16 protein-coding genes are annotated in these 15,901 nt (G+C 67.2%); 12 read left to right on the forward strand and 4 right to left on the reverse strand.

Annotation, left to right across the window (positions count from 1 at the left end; genetic code table 11):
* The first annotated feature begins 92 nt into the window (after window positions 1-92).
* Complete coding sequence (locus tag EYZ64_RS28285) at window positions 93-1,004, forward strand: LysR family transcriptional regulator (protein ID WP_135458822.1); 912 nt, start codon at window positions 93-95, stop codon at window positions 1,002-1,004.
* A gap of 53 nt (window positions 1,005-1,057) precedes the next feature.
* Complete coding sequence (locus EYZ64_RS28290) at window positions 1,058-1,828, forward strand: alpha/beta fold hydrolase (RefSeq protein WP_135458825.1); 771 nt, start codon at window positions 1,058-1,060, stop codon at window positions 1,826-1,828.
* On the opposite strand, the gene EYZ64_RS28295 is transcribed toward EYZ64_RS28290, so the two are convergent.
* The gene (locus tag EYZ64_RS28295; RefSeq protein WP_135458826.1) at window positions 1,825-2,385 is read right to left on the reverse strand and encodes a TetR/AcrR family transcriptional regulator; all 561 of its coding nucleotides are present in this window, start codon (window positions 2,383-2,385) and stop codon (window positions 1,825-1,827) included. The two genes, EYZ64_RS28290 and EYZ64_RS28295, sit on opposite strands and share 4 nt — an antisense overlap.
* Window positions 2,386-2,470: 85 nt before the next feature.
* Here EYZ64_RS28295 and EYZ64_RS28300 point away from each other — a divergent pair, with 85 nt between their 5' ends.
* The 9 genes from EYZ64_RS28300 to EYZ64_RS28340 all read left to right on the forward strand — a co-directional run bounded on the left by EYZ64_RS28300 (window position 2,471) and on the right by EYZ64_RS28340 (window position 12,825).
* Window positions 2,471-3,301 carry a mycofactocin-coupled SDR family oxidoreductase gene (locus EYZ64_RS28300; RefSeq protein ID WP_135458828.1) on the forward strand — a complete coding sequence of 277 codons (831 nt, stop codon included), beginning with the start codon at window positions 2,471-2,473 and terminating at the stop codon, window positions 3,299-3,301.
* Window positions 3,301-4,101 carry a mycofactocin-coupled SDR family oxidoreductase gene (locus EYZ64_RS28305; RefSeq protein ID WP_210115590.1) on the forward strand — a complete coding sequence of 267 codons (801 nt, stop codon included), beginning with the start codon at window positions 3,301-3,303 and terminating at the stop codon, window positions 4,099-4,101. The genes EYZ64_RS28300 and EYZ64_RS28305 overlap by 1 nt, the downstream gene beginning before the upstream one ends.
* A complete protein-coding gene (locus EYZ64_RS28310; RefSeq protein ID WP_135458838.1) occupies window positions 4,098-4,895 on the forward strand; it encodes a carboxymuconolactone decarboxylase family protein in 798 nt (265 codons plus the stop codon). The genes EYZ64_RS28305 and EYZ64_RS28310 overlap by 4 nt, the downstream gene beginning before the upstream one ends.
* The gene (locus EYZ64_RS28315; protein WP_286175176.1) at window positions 4,877-6,292 is read left to right on the forward strand and encodes an aldehyde dehydrogenase family protein; all 1,416 of its coding nucleotides are present in this window, start codon (window positions 4,877-4,879) and stop codon (window positions 6,290-6,292) included. The genes EYZ64_RS28310 and EYZ64_RS28315 overlap by 19 nt, the downstream gene beginning before the upstream one ends.
* An 84-nt stretch (window positions 6,293-6,376) precedes the next feature.
* Window positions 6,377-7,156, forward strand: a complete 780-nt coding sequence (locus EYZ64_RS28320; protein ID WP_135458840.1) for a DeoR/GlpR family DNA-binding transcription regulator — start codon at window positions 6,377-6,379, stop codon at window positions 7,154-7,156.
* 86 nt (window positions 7,157-7,242) lie between these two features.
* A complete protein-coding gene (locus EYZ64_RS28325) occupies window positions 7,243-8,766 on the forward strand; it encodes an amino acid permease (protein WP_135458842.1) in 1,524 nt (507 codons plus the stop codon).
* Complete coding sequence (locus tag EYZ64_RS28330; RefSeq protein WP_135458844.1) at window positions 8,763-10,193, forward strand: FGGY family carbohydrate kinase; 1,431 nt, start codon at window positions 8,763-8,765, stop codon at window positions 10,191-10,193. The genes EYZ64_RS28325 and EYZ64_RS28330 overlap by 4 nt, the downstream gene beginning before the upstream one ends.
* Window positions 10,190-11,590: an NAD(P)/FAD-dependent oxidoreductase gene (locus EYZ64_RS28335; protein ID WP_135458846.1), complete on the forward strand. Its 1,401-nt coding sequence runs from the start codon at window positions 10,190-10,192 to the stop codon at window positions 11,588-11,590. The genes EYZ64_RS28330 and EYZ64_RS28335 overlap by 4 nt, the downstream gene beginning before the upstream one ends.
* Window positions 11,587-12,825, forward strand: coding sequence for an NAD(P)/FAD-dependent oxidoreductase (locus tag EYZ64_RS28340; protein ID WP_135458848.1), 1,239 nt, complete (start codon window positions 11,587-11,589; stop codon window positions 12,823-12,825). Before EYZ64_RS28335 ends, EYZ64_RS28340 begins: the two co-directional genes overlap by 4 nt.
* On the opposite strand, the gene EYZ64_RS28345 is transcribed toward EYZ64_RS28340, so the two are convergent.
* Both EYZ64_RS28345 and EYZ64_RS28350 read right to left on the reverse strand, forming a co-directional pair.
* Window positions 12,806-14,089 carry a cytochrome P450 gene (locus EYZ64_RS28345; protein ID WP_135458851.1) on the reverse strand — a complete coding sequence of 428 codons (1,284 nt, stop codon included), beginning with the start codon at window positions 14,087-14,089 and terminating at the stop codon, window positions 12,806-12,808. The two genes, EYZ64_RS28340 and EYZ64_RS28345, sit on opposite strands and share 20 nt — an antisense overlap.
* A 3-nt stretch (window positions 14,090-14,092) precedes the next feature.
* Window positions 14,093-14,317: a ferredoxin gene (locus tag EYZ64_RS28350; protein WP_135458863.1), complete on the reverse strand. Its 225-nt coding sequence runs from the start codon at window positions 14,315-14,317 to the stop codon at window positions 14,093-14,095.
* Window positions 14,318-14,470: 153 nt separating this feature from the next.
* On the opposite strand from EYZ64_RS28350, the gene EYZ64_RS28355 reads away from it, so the two are divergent.
* Window positions 14,471-15,064 carry a TetR/AcrR family transcriptional regulator gene (locus EYZ64_RS28355; RefSeq protein ID WP_135458865.1) on the forward strand — a complete coding sequence of 198 codons (594 nt, stop codon included), beginning with the start codon at window positions 14,471-14,473 and terminating at the stop codon, window positions 15,062-15,064.
* Here EYZ64_RS28355 and EYZ64_RS28360 read toward each other — a convergent pair.
* On the reverse strand, window positions 15,057-15,896 hold the full coding sequence (locus tag EYZ64_RS28360; protein WP_135458867.1) for a mycofactocin-coupled SDR family oxidoreductase: 840 nt from the start codon (window positions 15,894-15,896) through the stop codon (window positions 15,057-15,059). The genes EYZ64_RS28355 and EYZ64_RS28360 overlap by 8 nt on opposite strands.
* Between the last annotated feature and the right edge of the window lie 5 nt (window positions 15,897-15,901).

Raw genomic sequence — 15,901 nt, forward strand, 5'->3', positions numbered from 1 at the left:
TGTGATGTGCCTGACAGCTTTCGTGAGTATTCATGCACGCCGAACCCTCCGCAATGGGTAAAACCGCACCGTCAGTCTGCAAAAATGCAGAGATGGACGGTGCGCAAAGGCCCGGCCGCCCCAGCGCGGACGATCTACTCGTCCTGCTGGCCGTCGGCCGCTCCGGCCGCTACACCGCCGCGGCCGATGAGCTGGGCATCAACCACACCACGATCTCGCGGCGCATCGCCGCGCTCGAGCAGGCCATCGGGGGTCGGGTACTGACCCGAGCCGGTGGCGGATGGGAACTCACCGACCTCGGCCGCGAGGCGCTCGCCGCCGCCGAGGCCGTCGAGTCCGCGGTATCCACGCTGAGCACCACCGGCGCCCGGCAACTCGAGGGCGTGGTCCGGATCTCGGCGACCGACGGCTTCAGCGCCTACATCGCCGCGCCCGCGGCGGCCCAGGTGCAACGTCAGCACCCTCGCCTGACCGTCGAAATCGTGACCGCCACCCGCCGCGCCTCCCAACAGCGGTCGAGCCTGGACCTCGAGATCGTCGTGGGCGCACCCCAGGTCCGGCGTGCCGAGGCGATCCGCCTCGGTGACTACTGCCTGGGCCTGTACGGTGCGCGTTCCTATCTCGCCGAACACGGCACCCCTTCCGACATCGCCGACCTGGCCCGGTTTCCGTTGGTCTACTTCATCGATTCGATGCTGCAGGTCGACGACCTCGACATGGCCAGCAGCTTTGCGCCGGCCATGCACGAGTCGGTGACGTCCACCAACGTGTTCGTCCACGTCGAGGCCACCCGCGCCGCGGCCGGACTGGGCCTGCTGCCGTGTTTCATGGCCGACCGGCACGAGGATCTGGTGCGGGTGCTGCCCGCAGAACTGACGGTTCGGTTGAGCTATTGGCTGGTGGCCCGGGCTGAAACGCTGCGCCGCCCGGTGGTGGCCGCCGTGGTCGAGGCGATCCAGGATCGGATGACCGACCAACACGAGGTGCTGCTCGGCATTCGCTGACCCGATGAGAAGAATGCTTGCGGTCCGGCCCCGATATTGCTGCAGTGGGCGGTATGCCATTCATCGAGCACGATCGCGGGCAGGCCTACTACCGGCACTGGGCCGCATCCGAACCCCGGGCAGCCGTCGTCTTCCTGCACGGGTTCGGTGAACACACCGGGGTCTACCACCGGTACGGCTTCGCGCTCAACGCCGCGGGCATCGACCTGTGGGCGGTCGACCAGTTCGGGCACGGCCTGACCCCGGGCACCCGGGGCGACTTCGGCAGCATCGAGGACAGCTCGGGACTCGCCGAGGCACTGACCGCCCTCGCCGAGCAGGAGACACCCGGCATCCCGCTGGTGGCACAAGGGCATTCGTTCGGCTCGGTGGTGACCCTGTTCCGGCTGCTCGGCGAACCCGACCGGTACCGGGCGGGCATCATCTCCGGTGCCCCGTTGGTTCCGATCCCCGAAATGCTCGATACGGACACCGATTTGGACCTCGACCCGAACTGGCTGTCGTCCGATCCGTTCTACCTGGATGCCCTGGAGAACGATCCGCTGGCCTTCGTCGACGCCGACGGGGCCGCGCTCACCCGCGAGCTGGACCGGGCCTGGGACCGGTTCGGCGCCGAGCTGCCCAAGCTCACCGTGCCGACCCTGGCCCTGCACGGTTCGGCCGACGTCATCGCCCCGGCCGGCGCGGTCAAGGCATACGCCGAACAAATAGAACCCTTGCAGTTCAAGGAATTTGCGGGCGGCCGCCACGACATCCTCAACGAGTCCGTGCACCGCGAGGTCGCCGCGGACATCGTCGAGTTCATCGACGCTCAGATCGGCTAGCGCCTGGCCTCATATCCCGCCGTGAGCCAGTAGACGGTCCGGTCAAGGCTGGGCAAGATGTCGGTGATCGCGAGCTCGCCCGCGGTGAACCGGCCGACCAGGCCGAAGACCAAGTTCATCAGGATGTTGTCGAGATCGTGGACGAATGCCTCGTCGACGCCGGCCAGGATGGACAGGCCGGCAGGAACCACGGCGTCGAGACCGCGACGCACCAGACGGTCCCCGCCCGGGGCCGCCCTGGCCCGCGAGTAGGCCCTGAGCATGTCGGGGTGCTTCTCCCACGGCTCGAAGATGGTGCGGAACATCCGCATCAGGGCCTCGTACAGAGACTCCCCCGGCGCACGCACCTGCCCGGCAACTCCCGAATACCGGTTCTCGGCCATCCAGGAATCCAGCGCGGCCAGGATCAACTCGTCGCGGGTCGAGTAGCGCTTGTAGATCGTGGCCAACGAGGTCTTCGCGCGGCGCGCCACCTCGCGCAGTTGCACCGCCTCGTAGCCCTCGGTCTCGAGGAGCTCCACAACGATGTCGAGGATCCCATCACGCTCTTCTGCCACTGTCGATACACCCTTGCCGCCGGAGAGTAACCACGTTACCGTACCGCTGTAACACGGTTACAGCCATTCGGCGGAGCGAGGATCAATGGGAAATCTGGACGGAAAAGTCGCCTTCATCACCGGGGTCGCCCGGGGTCAGGGCCGCAGCCATGCGGTGACACTCGCCGGTGAAGGCGCGGCCATCATCGGTGCGGACATCTGCGCCGACATCCCTTCCAACGGCTATCCGATGGCCAGCCGCGAGGAGCTCGACGAGACGGTCGCCCTGGTCGAGGGCGCCGGCGGCAAGATGGTCGCCACGGTCGCCGACGTCCGCGATTTCCATGCGCTCAAGACAGCACTCGACGCGGGCGTCGAGCAGTTCGGGCGCCTGGACATCGTGCTCGCCAACGCGGGCATCGCAACGATGGCCTTCCGCGAGCTGACCATCGAAGAAGACCTCGATATGTGGAACGACGTGCTCGACGTCAACCTGGTCGGCTCGTTCCACACCGCCAAGGCCGCGATCCCCCACCTGATCGAGGGCGGGCGCGGAGGGTCGATCGTCTTCACCAGTTCGACCGCAGGACTCCGTGGGTTCGGCGGCCTGCAGGGCGGTGGCCTGGGCTATGCGGCATCCAAGCACGGCATCGTGGGGCTCATGCGCACCCTGTCCAATGCCCTTGCACCGCACAGTATCCGGGTCAACACCGTGCACCCGACCGCGGTCAACACCATGATGGCGGTCAACCCGGCGATGACGGCGTTCCTGGAGAACTACCCCGACGGCGGTCCGCATCTGCAGAACCCGATGCCGGTGTCACTACTGGAACCGCAGGACATCAGCGCGACCATCAGCTACCTGGTCTCCGACGCCGCCAAATACGTCACCGGGGTCACCCTCCCTGTCGACGCCGGCTTCACGAACAAGCTCTGATGGGGCGGGTCACCGGCAAGCGCGTGCTGATCACCGGCGCAGCACGCGGTATGGGCCGAAGCCACGCGATACGACTGGCCGAAGAGGGCGCCGACGTGATCCTCGTCGACATCTGCGAATCGCTGCTAGAGGTGGAGTATCCTCTGGCCACCCGCGACGATCTGGACGAAACCGCCCGCCTCGTCAGGGAACTCGGCCGTCAGGCACTGGCCTATGTGGTCGACGTGCGCGACGGCGCAACATTGAGCGCCGCGGTCGCCGAGGGTGCGGCAGTGCTCGGCGGTCTGGACGCCTCCGTCGCCAACGCCGGGGTCCTGACCGCGGGCACCTGGGACACCACCACCGCGGAGCAATGGCGCACCGTCGTGGACGTGAACCTGATCGGCACGTGGAACACCTGCGCGGCCGCGCTGCCGCACCTGGTGGAACGCGGCGGCAGCCTGATCAATGTCAGTTCGGTGGCGGGGCTCAAGGGCTCACCGCTGCACACGCCCTACACGGCATCCAAACACGGCGTGGTCGGCCTCAGCCGCGCCCTGGCCAATGAGCTTGCCGCGGTGAACGTTCGGGTCAACACCGTGCACCCCACCGGAGTCGCCACCGGATTGCGTCCCGACAGCCTGCACACCCTGCTCCACGAGACCCGTCAAGACCTGGGGCCGATTTTCCAGAATGCGCTGCCGATCCAGATGACCGAGGCCCTGGACATCAGCAATGCGGTGCTGTTCCTGATCTCCGACGAAGCCCGGCACGTCACCGGCCTGGAGTTCAAGGTCGACGCGGGGGTGACGATCCGATGACCGCATCCGATACCCGGACCGAGCGCGGCAGACGCGAGTTCGCCGAGGTGATGATGTTCGCGGCACCAGTAGACGAGAGTCCTGCGAGCGCCAACCTGATCGACTTCGTGTTCGCCGAGGTGTGGTCGCGCACTGCATTGAGCCGCCGGGACCGGCGATTCGTCACGCTAGCGTGCGTCGCCGACGCCGACGCCGAAGACCCGCTGCGCGACCACGTTTACGCCGCACTCAACAGCGGCGACGTATCCATCGTCGAAATGCGGGAAACCGTATTGCATTTCGCGGTGTACGCCGGGTGGCCCAAGGCCTCCCGGTTCAACATCATGGTCGACGAGCAGTGGGACCGCATCCACCGCGAACGCGGGCTGACACCGCCCGCGCCGGAGCCGCTCCTGCCACTGCCCACGCCGAGCGATCCGGAGGAGCGACTGGTCTGCGGGGAGCAGTCTTTCCGGGACATCAACTGCATACCGTTCGCCCCGACCCGCGACAACCCGTACTCCGGGGCAGGCATCCTCAACTTCGTGTTCGGGGAGATGTGGCTGCGTCCCGGACTCGGCATGAAGGAACGCCGCCTGGTGACCGTCGCGTGCGTGGCGTTCCAGGACGCGCCGCTGCCGATCCTGAGCCACGTCTACGCCGCACTCAAGAGCCGTGACGTGTCCTTCACCGAAATGGATGAGTTGGCCCTGCATTTTGCCGCTTACTACGGGTGGCCCAAGGCGGCGAACCTCAACCAGGTGATCGGTGAGCAGCAACAGCGGGTGTTGCAGGAATGGGAAGCCGAGGCGTGATCTTCGAGCACATCTACCCGGCCACCGGCCGGCCGAACGGGACCGTGACGCTGGCCGGCGCCGCCGAGATCGACGAAGCGGTCCAGGCAGCGGCCAAAGCGCAGCGGGAATGGGTCTCGCTGACCGTCGACCGGCGCCGCGACCTGCTGATCGACCTGGCCGACGTGGTGCACGAGCACCTTGACGAGCTCGCGAAACTCAATGTGGCCGACTACGCGGTGCCGATCTCGTTCGCGGGCACCGCGGTGCTCCTCGAACGGTTCCTGCGGCATTTCGCCGGCTATGCGGACAAGCCGCACGGCGTGACCACACCCGTGGACGGGTCGTTCGACATCAATCTCGTCGAGCGTGAGCCCTACGGGGTCGTCGGTGTCATCGCTCCGTGGAACGGTGCCCTGGTCGTCACCGGATCCTGCGTCGCGCCGGCGCTGGCGGCCGGCAACGCCGTCGTCCTCAAGCCCTCCGAACTCGCGCCGTTCGCGGCGTTGCGCTTCGGCGAACTGTGCGCCGAGGCCGGACTGCCCGAGGGCTTGGTCACCGTTGTCCCGGCAGACGCCGAGGGCGGCGACGCCCTGGTACGTCATCCCGGTATCGGCAAGATCGCCTTCACCGGCGGAGGCGCGACCGCGCGCAAGGTATTACAGTCCGCCGCAACGAATCTCACCCCAGTGGTCACCGAACTGGGCGGCAAATCGGCCAACCTCATCTTCGCCGACGCGGACCTGGACCTTGCCGCCGCCCTGTCAGCCCACCAAGGGCCGCTCATGCAATCGGGGCAGAGCTGCGCGTGCGCGAGCCGGATACTGGTCGACGACTCCGTTTACGACGAGTTCCTGGAGAAGTTCCTGGGCGTCGTCGGCGCGGCCCGAATCGGGGACCCGATGGATCCGGCGACCTCCTTCGGGCCGGTGATCAGCCGAGCCGCCGCCGAGCGGATCCTGGCCGCCGTGGACGCCGCGACGACCACGGGAGCAGGCGAATTGTTGTTGGGCGGCAAGCGGGTTGATGACGCCCGGGTCTCCGGCGAGCTGTCCGGCGGTTACTACATCGAACCAACCGTGTTCGGCGATGTGGACAACTCTTCGGAGCTGGCCCAGCTGGAGACCTTCGGGCCGGTGGTCTCGGTGATGCGGTTCCGCGACGAGGACGAGGCGGTCCGGATCGCCAATGACACCCCATACGGGCTGAACGCCTTCGTCCAAACAACGGACCTCAACCGTGCGCACCGAGTGGCCCGCCGGCTCGAGTCCGGGTCGGTGTGGATCAACCAGTTCAGCCAGATCTCGCCGCAGGGGCCGTACGGCGGCTACAAGGAGAGCGGCTCAGGACGCACCGGCGGTATCGAAGGCCTCCACGAGTTCCAACAGGTGAAGAACATCCGGATCGCTGTGCGCTGATTTCCCGGTTTCGGTTGACGTGAGCCAGACAACACTCCACAATAACCGTCATGTTCGGTCAGAAATCCACATCGACGGTCAGCCGTGCTGCCGGTTGAGCGTCATGAGGCGATCGTCGAGGCGGTAGGTACGGAGCAGGCGATCAGTACGGACGAACTCGTCCGCCGCCTCGGGGTATCAGCCGAGACCGTCCGCCGCGACCTGGCTTTTCTCGAAGAACGCGGCGCCCTGCGCCGGGTCCACGGCGGCGCCGCCGCGGTTGCCGACCACCGCCCGATCGAGCCCTCCTACTCCGAGCGCACGATGATCCGCCACCAGGCGAAAGCCCAGCTGGCCCGGGTGGCCGCGGGCCTGCTCGAGAACGGGCAGACCGTGATCATCGATATCGGGACCACCGCCGTCGCCGTCGCCCATGCCATCCCCCGCGGGTTCACCGGCACCGTGATCACCCCGTCACTGCCCGTCGCGGTGGAGCTGGCCGACCGCCCCGGAATCGAGTTGCTGCTGGCCGGCGGACGAGTCCGGGCCGGTGACCTGGCCTGCTCGAACGCACACACCAAGTCCTTCTTCAACGATGTCTACGCCGATATCGCACTGCTCGGGTCCGGCGGCGTGGACGCCGCGGCCGGGCTCACCGACTTTCATCTCGACGAGATCGACGTGCGCCGCACGATCATCGCCAACAGCGCGCGCAGCTTCATCCTGGCCGACTCCTCCAAGCTCGGACAGGTAGCGCCCTACCGGGTGTGCGATCTGAGCGCCGTCAACGGACTGATCACCGACCAGAACACCGACCTGGCCGTTGCAGCGGCTTTCGCGGAGACGGGAGGTGTGGTCATGCCGGCGCGTCCGGCAAGCGCCTGAAACGGGTGCGGGCGACGTTGCAGCGTCGCCCGCGGACCGAGCTCAACTTTCGCGAAACAGTCAAATTCCCTCAGAAAGCCCGATCGATGCCCAATTCTTCCACACCGCCCACCCCGAAAAGCGGCGCCGAAAACGTCTCGGCGTACGGCTACACCGAGACCCTGGAACGCGGCACCGGCAAGTTCGCCTCGTTCGCCGTGGCCTTCGCGTTCGTCTCGATCGCCACCGGAATCTTCACCACCTATGGCAGCGTGCTCAACAGCTCCGGCCCCATGGGCATCTGGACGTGGCCGTTCGTCATCGTCGGACAGGTCGCGGTGGCGCTGCTGCTCGGCTCGCTGGCCGCCCGCATCCCGGTGACCGGCTACGCCTACCAGTGGGTGTCACGGCTGGCCAACCCCATCCTCGGCTGGATCACCGGCTGGATCTCCTTCACCTTCTTGGCGATCGTGGTGGTCGCGGTGGACTACACCGTCGCCGCCACCGTGGTGCCCGCACTGTTCGATTTCACCGGCACCCCCGCGACCTCATTCCTGATCACCGCCGGAGTGCTGCTGCTGCAGGCATTGCTGGTCGGGTTGTCGACCAAGTGGACCGAGCGGGTCAACAACTTCGCCGTCACCGCCGAGCTGATCGGGATGGTCGCCCTGGTGGTCCTGCTGTTCATCGTCGGCGTGATCGCGCACAAGCTCTCGGTCGGCAATCTGTTCTCCCGCGGCGACATCCCGGCCGAGGGTTACTGGAGCTTCGGCACTGCCACCTCGGTGGGCCCGTGGATGCTCGGCTTCCTGCTCGGCGCCTTCACCATCGTCGGTTTCGAGTCGGCCGCCAACCTCGCCGAAGAGACCAAGAATCCCGAAATCGTTGTGCCACGGGCAATGTGGCAGGCCGTGCTGGCCTCGGGCGTGCTCGGCTTCCTGTTCCTGTTGGTAGTGACCGCTGCTGTCAACGATCCGACCACGCTGGCCCAGTCGGGTACTCCGATCGCCGACGTGATCCGCGACATCCTGGGCTCCTTCGTCGGCACCGCGCTGCTCGTGCTGGTGGCAATCGCGATCTTCGCCTGCGGGCTGGTGATCCTGATGAGCGGTGTGCGTCTGGTCTGGGCGATGTCGCGGGATCAGCGTTTCCCGGGATGGCAGGTACTGCACAAGGTTTCGCCGCGGTTCCGCACCCCTGCGAACGCCACCGTCTTCATGGCAGCCACCTCGGCCGTGATCCTCGGAATCTTCTCCACCAGCACCGACGCGCTGTTCAAGCTGTTCTCCGCCGCGACGCTGCTCCCCGCCACCATCTACGCGATCACCGTCGCCCTCTACATCGCTACCCGCAAGAAGCTGCCCCCGAGCGCCGGCTTCAAACTGGGCCGCTGGGAGATCCCGGTCCTGGCTGTCGCGGTGGTGTGGCTGGTGTTCGTCCTCTCCCTGTTCCGCGACGCGTCCTTCAAGGACCCCTGGCTGTACGTGCTCGTGATGGTGGCCATCGGTGCCGTGTACCTCGGCTACCTGCTGATCACCCGCGGCAAGGACGGGCTCAAGATGCCCGCGATGGCCTCGATCGACGCCGAACTGGACCATGTCGCAGGCGATACCGAGGATGCCGTGAAATGACGGTACTGGCCATCGACCAAGGCACCTCAGGCACCAAGGCGATCGTTGTCGATCCCCAAGATGGCGTTGTAGGCATTGCCGAGGTCGCTGTCCACCCGCGTTACCTCGACGGCGGCGGCGTCGAGCAGGACCCGGCAGAACTGCTGGAGTCCGTGCTCGGCGCCGGACGCGCCGCACTCGAGCAGGCGGGCCGCCCTGTCGACGCGGTTTCGCTGGCGAACCAGGGCGAGACCGTACTGGCCTGGGATCCCGGCACCGGAAAGCCGCTGACCCAGGCCATCGTGTGGCAGGACCGCCGGGCCGAGGCCCTGTGTGCCGATCTCGGCGGGCATGCCGACATGGTCGCCGCCCGAACCGGATTGGTGCTCGACCCCTACTTCTCGGCGCCGAAGATGGCGTGGCTGCGCCGCAACATGGGAGCGGCGGCAGGCAGTGTCGTAACAACGTCCGACACCTGGCTGCTGCACCAGCTCACCGGCGAGTTCGTTACCGACGCCACCACAGCGAGCCGCTCGGCGGCCGTGGAATTGGGCGCCCGGGACTGGAGCCACGAGTTGCTCGCGTTGTTCGGCCTGGACAGCGAACGTCTACCCCGCATCGCCGCCAACGACGAGATCATCGGCACCACATCGGCTTTCGGCGCGGATATCCCGGTCGGCGGCATCGTGGTGGACCAGCAGGCCGCGCTGCTGGCCGAGGCGTGCCTCGAACCGGGCATGGCCAAGTGCACATTCGGCACCGGTGCGTTCCTGCTGTCGAACACCGGGACCATCCCGGTGCGTTCCACCACGGGCCTGACCTCCTCGGTGGCATGGCGGGTCGGCGGTATCGACTCGTTCTGCATCGACGGCCAGGTCTACACCGCGGCATCAGCCGTCAAATGGCTCACCTCGCTCGGCGTGATCAGCGGGGCCGCAGAGATGGACGACATCGCCGAAGCCGACAATGCGGGAGTGCTGTGCGTGCCCGCGCTGGCCGGTCTGGCCGCACCATGGTGGAAATCGCAAGCCACCGCGACGATCTCGGGCATGACCCTGTCCACCGGACGGGGGCACATCGTGCTGGCGGTACTGCAGGGTATCGCCGCACAGGTCGCCGAGCTGGTGTCGGCGATCGACGCCGACGCACCACCTCTGACCCGGCTGCGGGCCGACGGCGGGCTCACCCAGTCAGGAGTGCTGATGCAGGCCTGCGCCGACATCCTGCAGGTGCCCGTCGATGTGTATCCCTCGGCGCACGCCACCGCGTTGGGCGCCGCTGCGCTGGCGCGGCTCAGCCTGTCCCCCGACAAGTCCGTGTCCGACGTCGTCACCGACTGGACCCCGTCGGCCAGCTACGAACCCCGATGGAATCCGGCGCGCGCCGCCGAATTCCGCTCGGCCTGGCGACGGCTGGCCGAAACCACGTACCACCAGGAGAATTCATGAACACCCCGACCTCCGACGGCTTCGACGTCGTGGTCATCGGAGCCGGCATCGTCGGCTCGGCCATAGCGCGCGAGCTGTCCGGACACCAACTGTCCGTCGCCCTGCTCGAATCCCGCGACGACGTCGGCGACGGCACCAGCAAGGCCAACACCGCGATCCTGCACACCGGATTCGACGCCAAACCCGGCACGCTGGAATCCACCATGGTCAGCCGCGGCTATCAGCTGCTGTCCGACTACGCGAAGCACACCGGGATCCCCGTCGAGCACACCGGGGCGATCCTGGTGGCCTGGGACGGCGAACAGCTCGATGCCCTACCGGGATTGAAGGAGAAGGCCGAGGCCAACGGGTATCACCAGTGCGAGCTGGTCGATTCCGCGGCCGTGTACGCCGCGGTCCCCGAACTGGGGCCGGGCGCACTCGGCGGGCTCACCGTGCCCGACGAGTCGATCATCTGCACCTGGACGGTCAACCTGGCGCTGGCCACCGATGCCGTCAACCGGGGCACCACCCTGCTGACGAATCACCGGGTCGAGCGCGTCGAAACCGACGCCGAGGGCACCACACTGCACACCTCCGGCGGCACCGTGCGTGCCCGATGGGTGGTCAACGCGGCCGGGCTGGGCGCCGACGTCATCGACAACCTGTTCGGCTTCTCACGATTCACCGTCACCCCACGCCGCGGTGAACTCATCGTCTACGACAAGCTGGCCCGGCCGTTGGTCAACAAGATCGTGCTGCCGGTGCCGACATCGCGCGGCAAGGGTGTTCTGGTCAGCCCCACCATCTACGGCAACGTGATGCTCGGTCCCACCTCGGAGGACCTGACCGACCGCACCGCGACCGGCACCTCGGAGACCGGATTCGAATTCCTCTTGGAGAAGGGCCGCGCGCTGATGCCGCGGTTGCTCGACGAGGAGGTCACCGCGACCTACGCCGGGCTGCGGGCGGCGATCGACCACGGCGACTACCTGATCGAGGCCGATCCGGCGCAGCACTACCTTCTCGTCGGCGGCATCCGTTCCACCGGCCTGACCGCGGGCATGGCGATCGCGGAATACGCTCGCGGTCAACTGGTCTCGGCCGGCCTGGAGCTGACCCCGACCGACGATCTGCCCGATCCGCCGCAGATGCCCAACCTCGGCGAGGCATTCCCCCGTCCCTATCAACAGGCCGAGAAGATCGCCGCCGACCCCGCCTACGGCCGGATCGTGTGCTTCTGCGAACGGGTCACCGAAGGTGAGCTGCGCGATGCCTGCCATTCCGTCATCCCACCCGCGGCCCTGGAAGGCCTGCGACGACGCACCCGCGTGATGAACGGCCGCTGCCAGGCATTCTTCTGCGGCGCCGAGGTGCAGTCGGTCTTCGAACGGGAATCTCAGGAGAACAGCCAGTGAGCACCTACGACGTCGCGATCATCGGCGGTGGGCCCGCGGGCCTGACCGCCGCCGCCGAGCTGACCCGCGGATCGGGTCTGAATGTGGTTGTGCTGGAGCGCGAATCCGAGGCCGGCGGCATCCCGCGGCACAGTGACCACCCGGGCTACGGCATCCGCGATATGAAGACCTTCATCGGCGGGCCGGCCTACGCACGTCGCCTGGTCCGCGAGTCCGCGGCGGCCGGGGCCGAGATCCGTACCAGCACCATGGTCACCGGCTGGGCCGGCGACAGGTCGCTCGAGCTCACCTCGCCCGCAGGCCGCGAATGCCTCGACGCACGTGCGGTTGTCCTGGCCACCGGTGCCCGCGAGCGGGCCCGCCCGGCCCGGATGATCCCCGGCGACCGGCCCGGTGGCATCTACACCACCGGGCAGCTGCAGAACACCGTGCACCTGCAGCACCGGAGCGTGGGCAAGCGCGCCGTCATCGTCGGAGCCGAACTGGTCAGCTACTCGGCGGTGCTCACCCTCAAGCACGCCGGATGCGAAATCGCTTTGATGACAACCGAATACCCGTCACCCGAGTCCTACGCGATGTTCAACATCGCCGGCCGCACCCCGCTGATGGGTGTCGAGGTCGCCACCACCACCCGGGTGACCCGCATCATCGGCAAGGGCATCGTCGTGGGCATCGAGGTCGAGAACACGCGGACCGGGCAACGACGCATCGTGGCCTGCGACACCGTGGTCTTCACCGGCGACTGGATTCCCGACCACGAACTGGCCCGGTCCGCCGGGCTCGACATGGACCCGAGCAGCCTGGGGCCCGTCGTCGACACCGCGTTGCGGACCAGCCGCGACGGGGTGTTCGCGATCGGCAATCTGCTACACCCGGTGGATACCGCCGACATCGCCGCGCTCGACGGCCGTCACGTGGCCGCACAGGTGCGTCGCTACCTCGACGGCGCGCCCACCCCGGAGCAGGCGATCCGCATCGAGGCCGCAGCCCCGCTGCGCTGGGTCGCGCCCGGTCTGCTGCGGCCCGGCGATCCCGCGCCCGCCCGGCACCGGCTGCTGCTGTGGACCGACACCCTGGTCCGCATCCCGAAAGTGGTTGCGCGCCAGGATGGAAAGGTCATCGGACGCAAGACCCTGCCGTGGCCGGCCTCGCCGGGCCGGGTGTTCCGGGTGCCGTCGAGCATCCTCGACGCGGTCGATCACCGCGGCGGACCGGTCAGCCTTTCACTGGGGTGAACGTGATGTTGAGTTCGGTGAGGCCGCGCAGCAGGAACGTCGGCTCATAGGTGTAGTTCCGTCGTCCGGCCGGACCGTGTGCGGATTCATCGATTCCGATGTCCCGCATACGGTCCAGGAGCCGACGGACGGTGATCTGCCCCTCGACCCGGGCCAACGGCGCCCCGGCGCAGGTGTGGATGCCCCGGCCGAACGCGATGTGTTCACGGACATTTTTGCGATCCGGACGGAACTGGTGCGGATCGTCGAACTTGCGGGGATCGCGGTTGGCCGCGCCCAGGCACAGCATCACGATGGTCCCGGCCTTCAGGTGTACGCCACCGAGGGTGGTGGTCTTGCGGACGAGCCGGAAGTCGACCTTCGTCGGGGAGTGCATCCGCAGCGCTTCCTCGATGAAAGTCGGGATGCCGTCCGGGTTCTCGCGCAGGGTCTGCTGAAACTCCGGATGGTCGCCCAACGTCTGCACGGCGGCGCTGAGCAGCTTCGTGACGGTCTCCTGGCCGGCGGCGAACAGGAACGTGGCGGGCTTCACCACCTCCAGCAGCTCCGGGGTCGAGCCGTCGGGATAGGTGGCGGTGGCCATGCCGGAGAGCACATCGCCACGGGGCTCGCGTCGGCGCTCGGCGAGGTAGCCGGCGAACTTGTCGTCCAGGTACTGCAGGGGGTCGAGTCCGACGGGCTCACCGTCGAGCGCCCCGACTCGGTTGCCCTCCGGCCGCTCGGCACCCAATGCGGCAAGGAATTCGGGGCGGTCTTCCTCGGGAACGCCCAGCAGGTCGATGATCGCCGAGGTGGCAAAGGGTTTGGCGTATTCGGAGAGGAACTCGCATTTTCGGTTGTCGATGAACCGGTCGAGCTGGCGGTCGACCAGCTGCCACATGTAGTCCTCATTCTCCTTGAGTCGCCGCGGCGTCAGCAGCTTGCTCAGCAGCGAGCGGGCCCGCTCGTGCTGCGGCGGGTCCATCACGACCATGTGCTCGTGGATCGGGAACAGGTGGCGGTGCGCCTCGATCTGCTCGCTGATGTCGTCACCGTCGGGCTCGAAGGGCAGCGGCGGGAACAGACCGCCGATGGCGTTGACCGCCGAGAACGACGCGTGGTCCTTGAAGGCCGCCATGACCTCCTGGTAGCCGGTCACCGCGACCACACCGTGGTGCGGTTCGGCGAACACCGGTCCGTTGCTGCGCAGGTACTCGTAGTACTCGTATGGATCCTGCGCGACGGCCGGGTCGGCGAAGTAGTCGACGGAGGCGAGATCGGTCATGGCTCACTGGCCTTTCGTGCTGGTGTTGAGCAGGCTGATCGCCTGGCGCGGGCAGGCGTCGACGGCGGATTTGACGTTGTCCCAGGTAACTTGATCCCACTGGCCGTCCGCCGGGGCGGCGCCTGCCACCTCGTCGTCAGACAGGTCGAACACCTCAGGGGCAAGTTGGACGCACAGTGCATGGCCCTCACACAGTCCGGCGTCCACCCGGACCCGGGTCGTGCTCATGTCTTCGGACATTCGTTTCCTCAGTTCCAAATTTGATCACTCGATCAAACCGTTAGGATGGCTCATGCTTACCACCCCCGACCTTCGGCGGTCAAGAATCCCGCACGACCACAAACATCTGTTGTCGGGCAATGGTTTTCAGAGGCGGCACTGATGCCGGCGGCACGATCGACCAAGGACAAGGACGCGGGCACCCGCAAGCGCCTGATCGAGGCAACTGCCCAGGTCATCCGCGACGAGGGGTACGCAGCGGCCACCACCCGGCGGATCGCGGCCGTCGCCGGCGTGCGTTCGGCGCTGGTGTACTACTACTTCGACACCCTCGACGACCTCTACATCGCGGTGCTGCGCAGCGGCGCCGACGCGGCCCTGGCCCGGCTACGCGAGGCCATCACCACCGACGATCCGCTGCGGGCACTGTGGCTGATCAACTCCGACTCGCGGGTGACCGGGCTCAACACCGAGTTCATGGCGCTGGCCAATCACCGCAAGGCGATCGGCGTCGAACTCAAGGCCTACTCCGAGCGGGTCCGCGACATCGAGGCCGCCGCCATGGCCGGCGTACTGCGTGCCCACGGCGTGGACATGGAGGAGTTCCCACCCGTGGTGATGTCGATGTTGCTCACCCAGTCCGCCCGCAGCCTGTGCAACGAAGAGGCGGTCGGCGTGACCGAGGGCCACACCGAGTTCCGCGCCTTCGTCGAGCGGTTCCTGCGCCGGTTCGGCAGCGACCAGGCCACTACTTGAGCATGCTGCCCGCATCAACCGTGACCGGCAGGCCGGTGATGTAGCGGGCCTCGTCGGAGGCCAGGAACAACACCGCATTGCTGATGTCGACGGGCTCCACCCACCCGACCGGAAGCACGTGCATGAGCTGAGCCACCACGGCCATGTCGTCGGGACCCGGGTTCTCCAGGTCAGGACGGAACAGCTTCATCGTCCCCTCGTTCATGAACATCGGGGTGTTCACATTCGTCGGGCACACCGCATTCACCCGGATCGAGTGCTGGCCCAACTCCACCGCAAAGCTGCGCATCAGACCGATCACACCGTGCTTGGCCGCGATGTAATGACCGGTGTTCGGGTACGCCTTAAGCCCGCCGACCGAGCTGGTCAAAATGACCGAACCACCCCGGCCGCCGGAAAGCAGATGCGGCACAGCGGCTTTCACGGTCTTCCAGACGCCGGACAGGTTGACGCCGATCATGTCATCCCAGTCGGATTCCCTGGTCTTGTCCAGGGTTTCGCCGCCGTTGCCGATACCGGCATTCGCCACCACGATGTCGAGGCGACCCAGCTGCTCGACACCGCCGTCGACCGCCGCCGACAACGCCTCGAAGTCACGCACATCCAGCTCCGCGGTGACGATGCGGCGGTTCAGCCCCTTGACCAGATCCGCAGTCTCAGCCAAATCGTCCGGGGTCGACGCCGGGATCGCACTGGTGTCGGTGATCGGGCGACAGACGTCGACAGCGATGATGTCCGCACCCTCTTGCGCCAATCGCAGCGCGTGACTGCGCCCCTGCCCGCGCGCCGCTCCGGTAACGAGGGCAACCTTGCCCTCGACTCTGCCTGTCATGGCCA

Source organism: Mycobacterium sp. DL99 (assembly GCF_004762045.1).
Lineage (GTDB): Bacteria > Actinomycetota > Actinomycetes > Mycobacteriales > Mycobacteriaceae > Mycobacterium.

Bases quoted from the DNA above. Each gene is read 5' to 3' on its own strand.
- EYZ64_RS28285 (WP_135458822.1), top strand. From the start codon at position 93: ATGGACGGTGCGCAAAGGCCCGGCCGCCCCAGCGCGGACGATCTACTC.
- EYZ64_RS28290 (WP_135458825.1), top strand. From the start codon at position 1,058: ATGCCATTCATCGAGCACGATCGCGGGCAGGCCTACTACCGGCACTGG.
- EYZ64_RS28300 (WP_135458828.1), top strand. From the start codon at position 2,471: ATGGGAAATCTGGACGGAAAAGTCGCCTTCATCACCGGGGTCGCCCGG.
- EYZ64_RS28305 (WP_210115590.1), top strand. From the start codon at position 3,301: ATGGGGCGGGTCACCGGCAAGCGCGTGCTGATCACCGGCGCAGCACGC.
- EYZ64_RS28310 (WP_135458838.1), top strand. From the start codon at position 4,098: ATGACCGCATCCGATACCCGGACCGAGCGCGGCAGACGCGAGTTCGCC.
- EYZ64_RS28315 (WP_286175176.1), top strand. From the start codon at position 4,877: ATGGGAAGCCGAGGCGTGATCTTCGAGCACATCTACCCGGCCACCGGC.
- EYZ64_RS28325 (WP_135458842.1), top strand. From the start codon at position 7,243: ATGCCCAATTCTTCCACACCGCCCACCCCGAAAAGCGGCGCCGAAAAC.
- EYZ64_RS28330 (WP_135458844.1), top strand. From the start codon at position 8,763: ATGACGGTACTGGCCATCGACCAAGGCACCTCAGGCACCAAGGCGATC.
- EYZ64_RS28335 (WP_135458846.1), top strand. From the start codon at position 10,190: ATGAACACCCCGACCTCCGACGGCTTCGACGTCGTGGTCATCGGAGCC.
- EYZ64_RS28345 (WP_135458851.1), bottom strand. From the start codon at position 14,089: ATGACCGATCTCGCCTCCGTCGACTACTTCGCCGACCCGGCCGTCGCG.
- EYZ64_RS28350 (WP_135458863.1), bottom strand. From the start codon at position 14,317: ATGAGCACGACCCGGGTCCGGGTGGACGCCGGACTGTGTGAGGGCCAT.
- EYZ64_RS28355 (WP_135458865.1), top strand. From the start codon at position 14,471: ATGCCGGCGGCACGATCGACCAAGGACAAGGACGCGGGCACCCGCAAG.
- EYZ64_RS28360 (WP_135458867.1), bottom strand. From the start codon at position 15,896: ATGACAGGCAGAGTCGAGGGCAAGGTTGCCCTCGTTACCGGAGCGGCG.